The sequence below is a fragment of the Microcoleus sp. B5-D4 genome, from assembly GCF_036705145.1.
GTDB lineage: Bacteria > Cyanobacteriota > Cyanobacteriia > Cyanobacteriales > Microcoleaceae > Microcoleus.
Genome location: NZ_JAUBTV010000003.1, coordinates 18,029 through 35,125 on the forward strand (window position 1 = coordinate 18,029; position 17,097 = coordinate 35,125).

At 47.3% G+C, this 17,097-nt stretch carries 11 protein-coding genes; 3 read left to right on the forward strand and 8 right to left on the reverse strand.

The annotated features are described in order from the left end of the window. Window positions 1-273 precede the first annotated feature (273 nt). The 3 genes from QUB10_RS02040 to QUB10_RS02050 all read right to left on the reverse strand — a co-directional run bounded on the left by QUB10_RS02040 (window position 274) and on the right by QUB10_RS02050 (window position 6,249). Window positions 274-666, reverse strand: a complete 393-nt coding sequence (locus QUB10_RS02040; protein WP_190655560.1) for a response regulator — start codon at window positions 664-666, stop codon at window positions 274-276. A 362-nt stretch (window positions 667-1,028) separates the two neighbouring features. Further along, the gene (locus QUB10_RS02045) at window positions 1,029-3,596 is read right to left on the reverse strand and encodes a PAS domain S-box protein (protein ID WP_333199046.1); all 2,568 of its coding nucleotides are present in this window, start codon (window positions 3,594-3,596) and stop codon (window positions 1,029-1,031) included. A gap of 406 nt (window positions 3,597-4,002) precedes the next feature. Further along, the gene (locus tag QUB10_RS02050; protein WP_333199048.1) at window positions 4,003-6,249 is read right to left on the reverse strand and encodes a glycoside hydrolase; all 2,247 of its coding nucleotides are present in this window, start codon (window positions 6,247-6,249) and stop codon (window positions 4,003-4,005) included. A 32-nt stretch (window positions 6,250-6,281) separates the two neighbouring features. Between QUB10_RS02050 and QUB10_RS02055 the strand changes: the two genes are divergently transcribed. Beyond that, window positions 6,282-6,470: a hypothetical protein gene (locus tag QUB10_RS02055; protein WP_333199050.1), complete on the forward strand. Its 189-nt coding sequence runs from the start codon at window positions 6,282-6,284 to the stop codon at window positions 6,468-6,470. Here QUB10_RS02055 and QUB10_RS02060 read toward each other — a convergent pair whose 3' ends face one another. Together QUB10_RS02060 and QUB10_RS02065 are read right to left on the reverse strand one after the other, a co-directional pair. Then, window positions 6,471-6,707, reverse strand: coding sequence for a NifU family protein (locus tag QUB10_RS02060; protein ID WP_333032298.1), 237 nt, complete (start codon window positions 6,705-6,707; stop codon window positions 6,471-6,473). It lies immediately after the preceding gene. Between the two features lie 662 nt (window positions 6,708-7,369). After that, window positions 7,370-8,020, reverse strand: a complete 651-nt coding sequence (locus QUB10_RS02065; RefSeq protein WP_333199052.1) for a DUF3386 domain-containing protein — start codon at window positions 8,018-8,020, stop codon at window positions 7,370-7,372. A 320-nt stretch (window positions 8,021-8,340) separates the two neighbouring features. Between QUB10_RS02065 and QUB10_RS02070 the strand changes: the two genes are divergently transcribed. After that, window positions 8,341-9,879 (forward strand): PAS domain S-box protein, encoded by a 1,539-nt coding sequence (locus QUB10_RS02070; protein WP_333199055.1) that lies wholly within the window; start codon window positions 8,341-8,343, stop codon window positions 9,877-9,879. Between the two features lie 406 nt (window positions 9,880-10,285). On the opposite strand, the gene QUB10_RS02075 is transcribed toward QUB10_RS02070, so the two are convergent. The 3 genes from QUB10_RS02075 to QUB10_RS02085 form a co-directional block, all read right to left on the reverse strand. After that, window positions 10,286-11,095, reverse strand: a complete 810-nt coding sequence (locus QUB10_RS02075) for a GAF domain-containing protein (protein WP_333199057.1) — start codon at window positions 11,093-11,095, stop codon at window positions 10,286-10,288. A 981-nt stretch (window positions 11,096-12,076) separates the two neighbouring features. Then, the gene (locus QUB10_RS02080) at window positions 12,077-13,996 is read right to left on the reverse strand and encodes a GAF domain-containing sensor histidine kinase (protein WP_333199059.1); all 1,920 of its coding nucleotides are present in this window, start codon (window positions 13,994-13,996) and stop codon (window positions 12,077-12,079) included. A gap of 564 nt (window positions 13,997-14,560) precedes the next feature. After that, window positions 14,561-14,788, reverse strand: a complete 228-nt coding sequence (locus QUB10_RS02085; RefSeq protein ID WP_333199061.1) for a hypothetical protein — start codon at window positions 14,786-14,788, stop codon at window positions 14,561-14,563. A 328-nt stretch (window positions 14,789-15,116) separates the two neighbouring features. Between QUB10_RS02085 and lepA the strand changes: the two genes are divergently transcribed. Next, entirely contained in the window at window positions 15,117-16,931 is a 1,815-nt protein-coding gene (lepA, locus tag QUB10_RS02090) for a translation elongation factor 4 (protein WP_333199064.1), read from the forward strand. Window positions 16,932-17,097 lie beyond the last annotated feature (166 nt).

The window sequence follows — 17,097 nt, forward strand, 5'->3', positions numbered from 1 at the left end:
GTTAAATGGACGCACTACCAATAGGGATTTAGGCATCCCTAATTGGTATCAATTTCACCCCAATACCGACAGGGTGGAAACTGATACCGGACTGAGGTTTTGAGTCTTAAGCTGGCAGGACGAAAGGCACGGCGCCTAAGTCGCTACATATATCCTGTCCGATCGCCCTGATTCTATCTAAGGAACCATACCAAAAAAACCAAGTTTTTTTAACTCTCTTTGCCTGCAAAACTACTGCTTGAAAAGCTGCACAATTCAAGGCGGGCGATCGATCTATTCTTGCTCCCAGCCCAAAGCTTCAGCGACCTGAGCCGCCAAAAACATCGGTTCAAAAGGCTTAGCAATCACGCTCACAACCCCCAAATCCGCGAACATCCGCCTGTCCCCAGCCAGAGCCTTAGCAGTCAATAAAATTACCGGAATGTGCTGCGTAGCCTTATTAGCTTGTAACTGTAAAAAAGTAGTAGGCCCGTCTTGGTCGGGCATCATCACGTCCAATAGAATAGCATCAGGCTGTTCGGCAAGAGCCTTAGCAACGCCCTCGCGGCCCGAACTCGCTGTCAGGACTTCCCAGCCGCCCACGAGTTCAAGACTGACTTGAGCTACTTCCCGAATATCTTCCGCATCGTCAATAACCAAGATGCGCTTGGCAGTCAAAATTAACATTTTTTTAGCAAGGAGAACTGATCACAGATTAGAGGCGAAATGCGAATATTTTATAAAGCAAATTATCTTAGCCGATCGGACTGTACAGTAAATTTTCAAAACTGTATAGCAGATGTTGAAGGAAGAAGGAACAAGGAAGACCGAAGTTGTAATCGACAGCCAGGGTTTCAACTAAGAACGTCCTCACCCTGTGGCGCGGTTGCTGTAAAATATCCCACCCAAAAAAAGCCGCTTTTCGACCTCAAATTGTGCTTTTTGCCCGCAGTCCCCAAACAGCAGAAAAGGCTGAGATTGTTTGTCGATGACTCGATCGAACAATCTGCAGAAAATCACTAACTTTGGGTACACCTGATGAGTAGAAATTAACTTTCAGTTGCAAGCCCCTCCCTTAAAACTGGCAGAGTTAAGAAAAAAGTGCTGCCCTCCCCCACAACGCTCTCCACCCACATCCGCCCCCCGTGCTGCTGCACGATACTGCGACAAATAGCCAGCCCCAAACCAGTACCTCCCTTCTGGCGAGAATCAGAAGCATCCACCTGTTGAAAGCGTTCAAAGACCATCTCCAGCTTGTCTGGCGGAATACCCCGCCCTTGGTCTTTCACAGCAATCACGATGTACCATGAACTCGTCCCTGACAAATGCGGATGCGCGGCGGTCGGCTCAGGAGACAACAAAGACGGAGACGACACCGACTTGTGCGCTGCTTTTTCTGCCAAATCCAGATTGTGGGTCAACTCCCCGCTCAGCCAAACCGTAGCGCCGGAGGGAGAAAATTTAATAGCATTACTGAGTAAATTTGTCAAGGCTTGAATTAGCCGATCGGGAACAGCTTGCAATTGCGCCCCCACAGGCTTCACCGACAGAGTAACTCCCGCCTGCTGAGCCATTCCCTGCATCTCGTCAGCCGCCTGCAACATCAGCTCAGCCACATTGCAAGTTTGTTTGATAGCAGTGCTGTAACTCGACTCCATCCGCTCTAAATCTAAGATGTCGTTGACCAAGCGCACCAAACGGTCAGTGTTAGTGACAGCAATCTCCAGCATCCGCTTAGCTTTCTGGGGGTAAGCGTCCAGCAGACCGCTGTTGAGGAGGCCGAGAGCGCCGTGAATTGAGGTCATGGGTGTCCGCAGTTCGTGGCTGACAACAGAGATGAATTCATCTTTCATGCGCTCGACGGCAAGCTGCTCCGTGATATCTTTAAAAGTCACTACAGCTCCAATAATTTCGCCTTGTTCTCGCATCGGAGCGACAACGTACTCAACCGGAAAACTGCTGCCGTCTCGCCGCCAAAAAATCTCATCGGTGACGCGCCGCGCCTCTCCGTCTTCCAAGGTGGCTAAAATTTGAGAACTTACCCGGTTCGGCAGCAGTTTGCCCGCCTGCTGTGCGGCGCAGTGTGGGACAAGTTCCGACCCTGAATTGATGTCTGTTGCAGGTGACAGTTGCTTGATCGCCCTTGAGCATTCTTGCTGTGAACGGTGTAAGCTTTCATAGAGTGGTCGATCGATCAATTGCTTCGATTCGCACCCAGCCATTCTCACAGCCGCAGGATTGACAAAAGTTACTTTTCCCTGTTTGTTCAACCCGCAAATTCCTTCTCCTGCGGAGAACAAAATCATTTCTGTTTGGTGGCGGAGTTGTTCAAAGGCTTTTTCCACTCGCTTGCTGTCGCTGATGTCGCGAGAGATTGTCGAAACGCCCGTTACCGCTCCAGTCGCGTCTTTAATCGGAGAAATCGTCAGGGACACATCTATCTGTTGGCCATCTTTCCGCAAGTGCACGGTTTCGTAATGGTCGATGGTGGCTCCAGCCCTAATATTTTCCAATATTTGAGGCATTTCCTTGGGGCGTTCGGGTATGGCTAAAATCTCGATCGACTGCCCCTTGATTTCCGCCGCACAGTAGCCGTAAATCTTCTCTGCTCCTGCGTTCCAGCTCTGAATTGTCCCCGTGAGAGTTTTGCCGACGATGCCGTCGTCGGAAGACTCGACAATCGACGCCAAGCGCACGAGTTCGTCTCTAGTTTGCTTGTGTTCGGTAATGTCCCGACCCAAAATCACTATACTTTTGCGTCTGCCGTCGGGGTGAAATACGGGTACTTTAATCACGTCGTAGATTTTCACAGTACCGTTTGAGCGGGGAATCACTTCTTCTCCCCTAGAAAGCTCACCTTTTTCCCACGCTTCTCTATCGCTGACCTCGCAAGCCTGTAGGGCCTCGCGGTAAAAAATGCTGAGTTCTCCTAGCTGAGAATCTTTGAGGCCGCGGTAGTCTATTTTTTCTAGCCCGAAAACTTCCAATATCGCTTGATTTGCCTCCTGCCACCTGCCCTCGCCATCTTTGAAGCAGACAATATCTGGCATGGCATTGATCAGCGAGTTGAGATAGGAGTTTTCTCGCAGTGCAGTTTCTACCTCCGCCCGCTTGGCGATTTCCCGTTGCAGGTTTTCGTTTGCCGTTTGCAGCGAGTCCTTTAACAAACTTTCTGTAAAAGTCTGTTCTTTAATTACTTCCTGAAGTCTGTGGAGTTCTAGCGACAGCCACCTGCGGGCTAACAAATTCTCTACCCGCAAATGCAGTTGGGTGGGTTCGACGGGACTTACTATCAAATCGTCTATTCTGCGTTCGAGTTGTTTTGCCTGCTGCGAAAATGGCTGCTCAGCAAGAGCAGGCGTTTGGGATTTACTAACAAGCAAAAAGGGTAAAAATATCGGCTCGGCGGCAGTTTTTAATGATTCTACCAGCGGCCCGATCCGATCGAAATTTTCCTCGTCGAGAATGCACAAGTCAAAAGCGATTTGGGGAATGGGAAATTCGGAGTTGGGATTTAAAGCGCGATCGAGTACAATCACCTCATGCTCGGTGTTGAGGTGGGCGATCGGCAAATTAAGTTGTTGGTGGCGATCGACCAAGAGTAAAATGCGGCTCATTAGTTTGTTAATTTCCCCATGACTAATGATATGATTTCCGGTAAATCAACTATTACAATAAGGTTTGTAGTGATGACTTTATCCCTCTTTTTTATGAGTGATGAATCCCTCATTACAGACATATTTTATAGTCCTCGCTCGACCGGATGCGACCGAAATTATCAAGGCATTAGGTAGCCAGAGTAGAATCCCCAATTTGATATAATTTGATAATTATTTAATTGTTTGTTGGTTCAAAAAATCACTAATGACTAATGACTAATGACTAATGACTAATGACTAATGACTGTTGACTAATTCAGGGGGCGGGTTTATATTTATTTGGGTTGTCAGTTCTATGAAAGCTGGTGAAACCCGCCCCTACAGCCTAATGACTAATGACTAATGACTAATGACTAATGACTTTTTACGGCATTCCGATCGGAATCAAAGAATCGAACGGCATACAGCTAGAGTAACAACTCCCTTCCGATAAAACCGCAATCAGCCTCACCTGCCAGTCGGGCATAATCTGCAAATCCGCCCAGGGCACTGCTACCTCCAAACATTTATCCACTCCCACTTGGGCGCGGCTAATGCGGGGCTGCCACTGATCGCCCTCTTCTGCTTCCTGAAACCAAATCGATTTCGTCAGCAAATTAATCTCTAACTGATGGTGGTATCGATAGTTGAGCGGTGCTTCGTCAGGTAAACCCGACAGCGGAATCAGACTGTTGTTCATCGTGCGATCGGGATAAAACCAGAACAAATTTAACTGCTGCGGGCAATCAATTCCCGGCCGCACCCCTACCTTGAAGTCGGCACGAATGTAAAAATTCAAGTGGTCAACCCCGTACCAAAGGCGCTGAATTGCCGAACTCCGGTGCATCGTACCCCTTGCTCCCCCAACTTCAATCCGACCGGCTTTGTCCCAATCCTGTTCGTTGCCGATACCGTCAATCACCGGGTGAATAAAGCTCAGCGGCAGGTGGTCGCCTTGAACCTCGTGCACCTCTACTTGCCGTCGCACTTCCGGGGGTACAGGCTCGCCGAGAGCTTCGTAAATGCCCGCTACGTGTTCCCGAAATAGCTGGTCGAACATGGCATCTTGGTTCGACGTGTGGCCTTCGCCAAACCACCAGAACCAGTCGGAACCTTCGGCCGCATAAAGCGCTTCCCAAGCTTCTGGGTTGCTTTCTTCTGTGGCCTCTGGATGGTTTGCCAGCATTTGTCTGGCGGGCCCTAATATGTCCCAAGCGCGATTTTTCGCGGGATCGCCGATCCAAGTTGTGAGGGAACCGTCCACCCAGGAACCGGTGTGCAGTTGGGCTGCGGGAATTGTTTCGGTTGCTGGGAATTTGTCGAGAAATTCCGAGACTGTGACTAATTTGATATCTGGATTGTCGCTGAGAGTTTGATAGAGGGATTCTAAGAACGGTTTGCCGTCTTGGGGATAGAATTCCCAGCAATTTTCGCCGTCTAGGGCGATCGTCACTAACCAGGGATTTTCTAAAGCTGTTTGGCCGTCGGGTTGTCGGTTTTTGAGAGTTCTGCCGATCGCTTCTAAGTGTCCCACTAAATCTGATGCTGCTTTTTCCGGTTCCATCGAACCGTAGGTAAACCCGATCAAGTCGGACAATCTGTGGTCTCTAAATACTATGGCTAAATCACCGTCAGGAGTTTCTAAACGGTAAGGGCGATATAAGAATTCTGGTTCGTAGACATTCCCTGTGGCGTCTCGGTTGAAAAAGTGTTTAATTGTCCACCCCAAAACTGCTTCGTCCGAGACTATCCATTTAAAGCCTTGTTTGGCAATGTAGGGCAAAATTTCCGGGCTAACTGCTTGTTCCGACGGCCACAAACCGCGTGGTTGGCAATCAAACCGGTCTTCATACATTTCCCAGGCTTTTCTCAGGTGTCGGGGAATATCTTCTTCCCACTGAAACCGGTGTTGTGGCAGCGTCATGTTTGGAATAGCTATGCGGCCGCCATTTGTGTCGGCAAGCAGCGGTAAAATCGGGTGCGTGTAGGGGGTTGTGGAGACTTCCAACTGTCCCTCAGCTTGCATTTTACGGTGCTGGGGAATGATTCTGGCAAGAATTTCTTTTTGTTTTGAGTAGATGTTTTTTCTGTCTACCAAACTAAAATTTTGTCCTTGTTTCAGCCACCCTGCAATCTCGGGGTCGTCCCAAAACAGCGGGTCAATCCAAGCTAAATTATGCCAGGCCAGCAAGTCGCTAAAATCCTGCAAATTCCAGTTTTCCAAACACCACTGAATGCCTTTTTCCTGCCGCTGAGTGTAGAGTTGAGCGTAGCGGGGGTGTGGCTGAATCAGAGTATGGTAATTGGCGTCAAAAAAGTGTTCTAAAATGAACTCTTGTTCTGGGAGGGTTAAAATTTCTGCTGACTTTAATGTCACCGTCAAGTAAGGGTCTAATGCTTTGTCTGCGATGCAGTCTTCTATCTGCAAAATCAAGGAGGGAACCAAGTTTACGGTTTGATGCAGGTTGGGATATTTTGCCAGGAGGAGCACTAAATCCAAGTAGTCTTTGACTCCGTGCAAGCGCACCCAAGGCAGTCGGTACTGAGCTGCTGCTGTGCTAGCTGATACTCTGGATTTGTAGAGCGGTTGGTGTTGGTGCCAAATGAAGGCTACATAAAGGGGGTGAGACATTGAATTTAGTAATTGGTAATTGGTAATTAAATTTGGTAATTGGTAATTGGCAATTAAATTTGGTAATTGGTAACAGTCAACAATCAACAGTCAACAGTCAACAGTCAACAGTCAACAGTCAACTGGTAATTGGTAACAGTCAACAGCCAACAGCCAACTGTCAACAGCCAACTGCCAATTGCCAACTGCCAACTGCCAACTGCCAACTGCCAACTGACTAATTACATTACCTGTTCGACTTCGGCAATTTCTGGGATAGCCTCGCGCAGGCGACGTTCAATACCCATTCTCAGAGTCATTGTGGAACTCGGGCAAGAGCCACAAGCTCCTTGCAGTCTCAGGTGTACGACTGGGCCCTCAATTTCTACGAGCTCGACGTTGCCGCCGTCCGATATTAGGTAGGGGCGCATTTCATCGAGAACTGTTTCGACGTTATCTCTGGTTAGTGCTAGTGTCATATTTCGCCTCTGTGATGATTTCTTGCAGTTGATGAAAGTTCGATTTGAATCAAGGACAGCATTCTCAACCCGCGCGGGATTTAAGAAACCGGGTTTTTTGATAAAAGACTTGCGTACTCAAATGAGCTGGCTGCAGCAAACCCGGTTTCTGTCACCGAAAAACGAGCGAGAAGCCCCTGACTTTAGGCATGGGGAGGACAGCGGCAGCGACGACCGTCGCATTAAAATCCCCTTTCGGGGTTGGAGAGGTATGGTTGCCTCTCCAGTGAGGTATGGTTGCCTCAAACTCCCTTGCGGGGTAATGTTAGCTTCGCCAATGTTTTAAGAGCTTGTTAGGCTAGCAGCACGTCCTTAACCCTTGTACAGATGTTTAACCACTAGCGACAGAGCGGAAAACTAGCTTCGCATTCTCCGGTGTCGTGACTCAAAAAACGTAGTCAGTAAAGACTTAGGCTGGTAAGGTAAGCTCTCGATTCAATCCCGCTCAAAGAGCCGGACAGTCTTAAAAGCCTCCGCCTTTAGGCGTGGGGTTCCTTACGCTGATGCTCGATCCCAATTAGCTCTCTCGTTCGATCGTAGCGTTACTTGCCGCCAAATCAAGTTGATTCTGATACGTTAACCAAAAAAACCCTTTTATTTAAGAAATCGGGTTTTTGATCGCGCTACACTACTGCTGGTTCTAGCAGTTTGACGTGGGAGTAGTTGAACTCGGTTGTTGTCAGTTGACCTTTTTCTTTTGCTCGAACTACTTGCTTTGTCATGACATAATAGTCGCCTATCTTCTCAAAGGTATCTTCAAATTCGAGTTCTTTGATAATTTCGTCTGTTTGGGGGTTGCGGAAAACGGCATCGTAGTGGGTAGCCAAAGAACCTTCGGGTGTCTCTAAGCTTTTGTGCGTGTCAATTACGAAAGCCATGCGGCCCATCACCCGGCTGACTTGACAAATTGAGAGACCTCGGATTTTATAATTCGAACCCATTGAGTCGCCTTGCACCAAGATGTCCACAGCGTCGGTGCTGTCCTTCTCGCCCAGGGTGAAGGTATTTTTGCCGTGAGATTTTTCAAATGTCGATCGTTTGCGGTGGGTGACAATATCGCGCATTTGGGTGTAGACGCTTTGCTGCACTTCCTCATCTTCAATGCCGCTGACTTCCACGCTCATGTCGGGTTTGATGGAAACATGACCCGTATATACTTCGTCGCCCTGTTTGAGTTCAATATCGGCACTGTAACCGGGAAAATTGGCATCCCAGGTATAGCGGTGTTCGTAAGCAGCGCGAAACAAATCGCGAGCGTTGGCTTGCTCTGTCATAAATCCCTCTTTCTCTTGACACCCATCTAGTTTAGCTTAACCGCGAGAAGCCCTACATTCACTGGGTAGGGGAGTTACCCGCACTCCTGGCGAGCACTTCTTGGGGGTGCGGCTGGGCTGGAAATTAGGGCGCAACCAGAATTTACTGTCTCTATCGGTTGCTATGATTTGAAGATAAAGTCCCAAAATTCCTGGTTATTGAGAGCGCGATGGGTCGATCGCCACCTACCAGTCTTTGTTATGGGTTATGTTGAAAAAACTTGTGTCCGCTTTTTAGGGGTTGCACCCGCAGGCAACTATTAGATTCCCCCCTTAATAAAATGCTAGAAACTGTCTACAAACACTTAGAAACATTGCAGGAACAAGCTAGGGAATTGCCACACCCGCATCAGGCAATTTTCACAAAATTTTTGGAGGATTTATCAAATTCTTTGCAGGAAATAGCAGCAAGCAACCTGTTTGAAAGCGCGACATATAACGCGGCCAAGCTGGTTGAAATTGAAAAAAATAATCGCCTCTTGGAACGCACTGTATCCCAGCAAGTAGGGCAAATCAGACAGCTACGGGAGCAGTTAGAAAAACAAATCAGCCAGCATCGCAGGGACAATCAAGCGTTAATTAAAAGCGAAGCTAAACTGCAAGCTATGCTGCGTAATTCTCCCGATCTAATTAGCATTATTGGCTCCGACGGACGAGTTCGATACCACAGCGGAGCTCTACAGCGGCTTTTGGGTTACAATCCAGAAGAAAGAATTGGCAAATTTCACGGCGAGTTAATCCATCCAGACGATTTGCTGGCTTGGCAGACGTATTTTGGTAAGTTGTTAGAAGCTCCCGGAATTGGGGGGGCAATTGAATATCGGAAACGCCACGCTGACGGTTCTTGGATCTACATGGAGTCGATAGGTAACAGTTTGCTTTACGATTCTAGCGTGCAGGGAATTATAATTTATTCGCGGGAAATAGGGGAACGAAAGCAAGCGGAAATCGCTGTCCGAGAGTCGGAACTCCACTACAGAGTTATGTCGCAAATTACTTCGGATTTTGCCTATTCTTTTAAGGGACTGCCCGACGGTAAGTTCGCCTGCGAGTGGGCGACAGAAGCTTTTGAGCGCTGCGCCGGGATCGTTCCTGAAGAATTAGAATCCTTTGGTTGGTGGAACTCCGAACTCGTTCATCCCGACGACAGGGAAATGTTAATTAAACAATTAGAAGGCTGTACTTTCAGCCGCACTGGAGCTAATGAGTATCGCATTATTAATCACAAAGGCGAGGTGCGCTGGGTGCGGGACTACTGGCAAGTGGTGTGGGACAAAACTTCTGAACGGGTTGTCCGTTTGTGGGGCGCTTGTCAGGAAATTACTGATCGCAAGCAAGTAGAATTGAAACTGCAACTCGTTAACCAAGTTTTGCAAGCCCAGATAGCCTCGGCGCCACTGGCGATTAACTGTACCAGCAATGACGGCAATACCGTTGTTTGGAACCGCGCCGCTGAACAACTTTTTGGCTGGACTGCGGCTGAGGTTTTAGGGAAACCTTTACCGAATATTCCTGAAGGCCAAAAGCAAGATTTTTACGCGCTGCTAAAGTCTGCGTCTAATGGCAAACCGCAAAACGGTTTGGAAATATCTTTGTTGAAAAAAGACGGTAGTTCGATCGATGTTTGGCTGTTTGCCGCACCTGTGCGAGATGCGGGCGGCCAGACTGTCGGCAGTATTAACATATTTTCTGATCTCTCAGAACGCAAGCGCATAGAGGAAGAGCGCCAAAAACTAGCAGCGATGAAAGATATGGAGGAACCTTTTTGGGCGCGCTATGTCAGCCCTCCAAAAGCTCCGAAAAAAAAGGGCGACGGGTAATTCTATCAAGCACAAGTTATAAGCATTAAAAGTGCAAAAGTGTAATCTTATGCTTGCAATATCCTTTCCGGTCAAATAACCTATTTGATGTGAGTCGTTCGAGCGGACATAATATGATAAATACACCGCCCTAAGCTGTTGTGCATTTAAATAGGGTGTGAGGATTTGGTGAAAGGGAACAGGAAACGGGAAACGGGGAACCGACAATATGTAATTTAAATGCTCGACAGCTTACTACGTGTAGTAGTTGCTATGCTGTACTGTGTAAAACTATAATTCCCTAAAAATAATTGATGAACCAGCTATCGAATTTATTGAGGGAATCTATCGATAAAGTGTCAGGTTTTTCCTGGTAAAACTTGTGGAAACGTAAATATTAGACTTGTTAAATACGCCACTAGAAGGTTTACTGATGCCCCGATTTTTCCTGACTCCTGAAAGTGGCTAACTCTGCGTGAGTTTGGCAAGCTTCACTTAACTCAATGTAATCTAAGATATTGGAAATTACCTGAGAAAGGTGGATAGCCGAACGGTGAGCTTCTTCGATAAAATCTCTCTCCTCTATGGGATCGTCAGCTTGGTCGTCTATGGTTAGTTGTAGATAGCCGATGATGTGATTTAGGGGAGTGCGGAGCTCGTGGGACGCCTTCAACAAAAATTGCTTTTTGAGCTGGGATAGTCCTTGTACTCGCTTGCTTTCCTTTTGGTACAGGGTGGCGAGGGCGATCGCACTTCCTACTTGCTCGGCAAGTTCTTGTGCGAATTCGATCTGGCATTGAGTCCAAGGTTGATCGGTCTTACCCTTCCCGGACGATCGACCCTTGCACTGATGCAAGCTAATTATGCCGTTAGCTTGCTCTTGGTAAGCGGTAGCCACCACTAGCAGCGACTGCGGCCCAAAATGGTCATTGGCTGCAAAGGAGTCTACTACCACCGGTTCGAGGGTGGCTAGAGCTTGAAGGAAATGAGGTGCTGCTGTGAGCGAGATTTCCATTCCCAGCATGGGTAAAAATGGTTCTTGGCAGTATTCAGCAGCTACTTTGACTTGCAGGCTAGAACTTTCATAGGGACAAAGGATACAGCGGCTGACGCCTAGTGTTTCTCCCAGAGTGTTAACTGTTTGCTGCCAGATGGTATTGAGATCCAAGGTGCGACGAATATTTCTGCCAATTTGGAGTAAAAGCTTTTGCGATTGAGCTGATATTTGCTGATTCATAGCAACCCTTTTTCTACTAGACTGGCAAAAGTTTACCACTCCGGCAACAGGGCTGGGAGTTACTGAATTTGCCAGCCAGCCTCTGTCAGACTTATGGATTACGTAATTCTACTTAAATATTGCCACAGACCGTCAAACATTACTAAGTATTTGCGGTGTCTTTACAAGATCTTTATGATTTTCACATAGAAGAGAGAGCATCCTGTTTTCTTAAAAATCCTTGACAGTAGGGGATTGAAAAGCTGAATCAGTGCTAAAAGTAGGCATGAAGTTCTTGTAAAGTTGGCGGTTTATGGGGGTTTACTCGGAGGTGTGAGCTTCCAGCCGACAGATTAAAGATGAGCTGTTATCCGTATCCCCCGGATTTGATTTATGCCAATTCTGGGTGGGGATCAGAAGTAGCGTGGGTGATCAATATGATCCCAAAACTCCCAAAAAGGGAGCTTGGCGACGGATAAAAGTCAATCGATTTTAGATTTTAGATTTTAGATTTTAGATTTTAGATTTGAGATTTTAGAATTGAAGCATTGACTTGCGCGAGATAAATACGTTCGGCAAGTTTCATCGGATACAGGTTTTTTATTTCTGGACGGATGAATCACGTGGCGGGTATCCTGGATGCTTGATTGTCAAAATTGATACGCTGGTGGGCGATCGAACTGTGTTTGTAGGATAATTACCAATTATCGATGACTTTTATTCACGAAACATAACTTACGAATACAGGAATATAGCAATTTTTAAGTGAGTAAGGTACACTTTGGTAATTGGTAATTGGTAATTGGTAATTGGTAATATCAATTCCGGCTGCGCCGGAATAATATCAAATCCGTCCTTCATCGTCGCGCGTAAAGTCTAATCAAGATGCCCACAAATAATTCGCGCAATTTTCATTTTTTTGACCCCTCCTTCAACAGTCAACAGTCAACAGCCAACAGTCAACAGTCAACAATGATGCCGGTTGCACCGGAATCGATATGATTAATTTTTAAATAGTGGTTCTTGATAAAGAGGCACAGTAAAAGTAACCGTCGAGCCGAGTCCTTCCCCCATACTGTAAAAATTTACTGTACCCCCCATTGCTTCTACCAGTTTTTGAGAAATAGCCAATCCCAAACCCGTGCCGCCGTATTGCCTGGTACGAGCGCCGTCTACCTGAAAAAACGACTCAAATAATTTATCCTGCTTGTCGAGAGAAACGCCAATGCCAGTATCAGCGACTCGGATTTTCACCATTCCGGGGAACTGCTGGTTGTGAACAGTCACCTTTTTCTTAATAATTTCGGCACTGATGCGAATTCCCCCTTCCCCGGTAAATTTAATGGCATTGCCCGTGAGGTTCAAGATTACTTGAAGCAGGCGTTGGTAGTTGCCATACAAAATAATCTCGTCCTCCACAGGGGGTTTTTGGATTTGAAATTGCAATCGCTTTTGCTCGACTTGAACCCGTGTAAAATCCTCAACTTGTTGCAACAGTTCACCGAGTTTGACGGGAGCGAGGTCTAACTCCATTTTGCCAGCTTCAATTTTAGCGACATCCAAAATATCGTTAATCACATTGAACAAATGTACTGCTGATCGGTAAGCTTCTTCGATAAATTGGTGCGCTTCTTCGGGGTCATCTGCCATGCCGTCCATAAGCAGTTTTAGGAAGCCTAGGATGCCGTTGAGGGGGGTGCGGAGTTCATGAGAAGTATTAGCAAGAAATTGACTTTTAAGTTGGGAAAGAGCTACGGCTTCGGCGCGGGCCTGTTCTAATTCTTGGTAAAGTGTAGCGTGGGCGATCGCACTGCCGACTTGAGCGACTAACTCGCGGGCGAATTCGAGTTCGACTGGACTCCATTTCGGGGAACTGCCGCAGCGGTGCAAACATATCAGTGCATTGGGTTGGTCTTCATAGGAGGTAGCTGCTACGAGCACGGAATGGCGGTGGAAGGGATCGGCGGCGGGGGAGGCGTAATCGACTGCTACTGGTTTTAAGGTGGCTAAAGTTTGAATCCACCCTGGCTGTTCGGCTGCGCGCAGTTCTAATCCCAGCATAGAAGAGTAAGCTTCTTGGCGGTACTCAGCTACTACTTTAAAAGTTTTCGATTGGAGATTTTCGATTTGAGTTGGGGAAAGCGGGGGCGAGGGGTAGCTAGCTATTGACTGTTGTAATTCGGCTGCTGTGGCGGTCGAATATTGCTGATTTTCGGAGGCTAGGAAGGGGGATGTTTCGAGATTTTCGCTGTCTTTTTTGTAGGAACAGATGATGCAGCGACTCGCGTTCAAAACTTGACCCAAGCTGTTAACAGTTTGCTGCCAAATGGTGGCTAAATCGAGGGTTTTGTGCAGGTTTTGAGCGATTTGGGAGATGATTTTACGATCGATTTCCGAGTAGGGAGGGAGCGATCGACCGGGGATACGGCTTGCTGGAAGCGGCATTTGTGGGCGGGCGTCCAAGGGGGATGGCAAAGCTCGATAGAGCATGAATTCTGGGGAGTCGGGCGCCAATTCTGCGGGTTTGTCAGACAGCAGCCTTCCCATAACTAATACTTTTGTAGCTTTGCCGTTTGAGTCGATCGCCGGAGTGAGTGTCAAATCGAAGAGCAAATATTGTCCGGCGTGGCAAAATGGATAGCTGAAGCGTTGCGGCACGAGGGTTTCGAGCGATCGCCGCAGGATATCGAGATAAGGCGCAGGGGGGATGGGTTGCAGGGTTTCGCTGAGGGGGCGATCCTCTTCGAGGGCTTCGCTAACGACAATTTGTTCTGCTGTAAGGTTGTACTGTTCGGCTTTTTGCCAATAAAAAGATAGATATCGACCCCTTGCGTCTTGGGTAAATACTAATTCTGCTCCTAACTCTTGAAAAAAGGCTGTAGAGGCGAAGCTCGATCGCCGGAAATCTGTGTTAGAGTCCATCAGAGTAGGGGATGAAAGTAGTTCGGATTTTTGAGTATTGAGTTTTTAATAAAGAACTCAATACTCCCCCTTGTTTGGGGCTTCTACTGTTAATTTGTGAGTTATTAATCACTTAAAAAATTGTTGGCTTTTTAATTAAAACATTAATCGCTCAAAACTCACAAATTGCAAAACTTTTAGGCTTCTACTATTGACTTTTGAGTGATTAATGAACTCATAAAATATTAATTCTTTAATTCTGAACTCAACTCAAAACTCAAAACTATTCGTTCTCAGCCGTTTTGGGTAATTTAAAGATAAAAATTAAGATTGAGAAATTAGGAATCTGCACCGATTAACTATCAACTGTGAAAATTACGCCAAAATATGAGGCTGCGAACAAATCTAGTCAGGGAATGGCCCACGCATTTTTTCCCTCACCTAGAATAGTTCGGAGGTTGTGATTTAGCCGAGTTCACTCGCCCACCACCTGTAGCTTTAGCCACGAAATCTGCAGGAGATCGCCCGCGCGATCTAAATTTCACAGCCTGCAGATTTGCGCGCGCCGTCTGGGGCGAGAGTACCTCAGTCGTTCCATTCACCACGGGGCGGGACTGGGGGGTTGCGGCGTAAACTCAGAGCCAGCTCGTCTTCGCGGCGCTCACCTCGGAGCCACTGCTTGATTGCTGTTTCAATGACTTTGCTGGGGTCATTCGTCAAGTGCTTAATTTGGTCTAGCAGTTCAGGATCGATATGGATAGATAGTTCCACTTTTTCTGACGAACTGTGGGAGGGTATACTTGACTGGCTCATAGTTAAAAAATCCTAGTTTTAATTCTTAAGTTTCAATTCTTTTGATGACAACCGACTGGACTAGATATTTGCAGTCCCTGATTTGCACCCCACCTTTCCTCAACCGCTTAACAGCTTTCTGTACAATGAGACAGAGAAAAGTTTTTTCCTTTTGGGTGTCCGGGCTGCGTCGGACACTTGAAAGGCTAATAACTGATACTCTTGAGGTTTGCCTCAGTTGTGGTTTCCTCTCAATCCCCAGTAAGAGGTTGAAGTAAGCACTCTACTCTTGCTTGTGTAATCATACAACAAAAAGTATCCTTTGCCGATTAGCTCTTAGATAAAAAACATGACTAACGTCCCTGTATCTCGCATTCGTAATTTTTCGATTATTGCTCACATCGACCACGGAAAATCGACCTTGGCCGATCGCCTGTTGCAGGCGACTGGGACTGTGCAGGCACGGGAGATGAAGGAGCAGTTTTTAGACAATATGGATCTCGAACGCGAACGCGGCATTACGATCAAGCTGCAAGCGGCTCGGATGAATTATACTGCCAAGGACGGTCAGGAGTACGTGCTGAATCTGATCGACACTCCCGGACACGTGGACTTTTCTTACGAGGTGTCGCGATCGCTCGCTGCTTGCGAAGGGGCGCTGCTGGTGGTAGACGCATCTCAAGGCGTAGAAGCACAAACCCTGGCAAATGTCTACCTTGCCTTGGGAAACAATCTGGAAATTATTCCAGTTTTAAATAAAATTGACCTGCCGGGGGCAGAACCGGAACGGGTAAAAGGGGAAATTGAAGAAATTATCGGTCTGGACTGTAGCGGGGCAATTGAGGCTTCGGCTAAGGAAGGAATTGGTATAGATGAGATTTTGGAGGCGATCGTCGAATTGGTGCCGCCGCCGCAGGATACTGTTGACAAACCGCTCAGGGCGCTAATTTTTGACAGTTATTACGACGCTTATCGCGGGGTAATTGTGTATTTCCGGGTGATGGACGGAAGTGTCAAAAAGGGCGATCGGGTTTTGTTGATGGTTTCGGGTAAGGAATATGTCATCGATGAATTGGGCATCCTTTCACCGACTCAAGTTCCTGTAGACGAACTGCACGCGGGAGAAGTGGGTTATCTGGGCGCGGCAATTAAAGCCGTAGCTGATGCTCGCGTCGGCGATACGATTACTTTGGTCAAAAAGCCGGCACCGGAGCCTTGGCCGGGTTATACAGAAGCAAAACCGATGGTTTTTTGCGGCTTGTTCCCGATCGATGCTGACCAATTTCCAGATTTGCGGGAAGCTTTAGAAAAACTAGAACTCAACGATGCGGCGCTTTCTTACGAACCGGAAACTTCCAGCGCGATGGGATTTGGTTTCCGCTGCGGTTTCTTGGGTTTGCTGCACATGGAAATTGTGCAAGAAAGACTGGAGAGAGAATACAATTTGGATTTGATTGTTACGGCTCCTTCTGTGGTTTATCAAATCACAACAATTAAAGGGGAAGTGTTAACAATTGACAATCCCAGCCACTTGCCAGATCCTCAGTATCGCGAGAAAATTGAGGAACCTTATGTACGGGTAGAAATGCTGTCGCCGGAAACTTATGTGGGCGCGCTGATGGAACTGTCTCAAAGTCGGCGGGGCATTTTTATGGATATGAAGTATCTGAGTCAAGGCCGGACTACGCTGGTTTACGAGTTGCCTTTGGCGGAGGTGGTGACGGACTTTTTCGATCAGATGAAATCGCGATCGCGCGGTTATGCGAGCATGGAGTATCACCTCATCGGTTATCGCGAAAATCCGTTGGTGAAAATGGACATTTTAATTAATGGCGATCCGGTTGATGCTTTGGCGATGATCGTACACCGGGATAAGGCTTATAATGTGGGCCGCGGGTTGACTGAAAAACTGAAGGAGTTGATTCCCCGCCACCAATTTAAGGTGCCGATTCAAGCGACAATTGGCGCGAAGGTGATTGCTTCGGAACACATTCCGGCTTTGCGGAAGGATGTGTTGGCGAAGTGTTACGGCGGTGATATTTCGCGGAAGAAGAAGTTGCTGCAAAAGCAGGCGAAGGGTAAGAAGCGGATGAAGTCTGTGGGTACTGTGGATGTGCCACAGGAGGCTTTTATGGCTGTGCTGAAGCTCGATCGAGATTCGTAATCTGTGTGGCTTTTTGTTAGGAACAGGCAAGATGCCTGTTCCACAAAGAGTCAGTTTTTTGTAGTTGTTTGCAGTCATCTAGAACAGGCAAGATGCCTGTTCCACAAAGAGTCAGTTTTCTTGTGGCATTTTGTCAGGAACAGGCAAGATGCCTGTTCCACAAAGA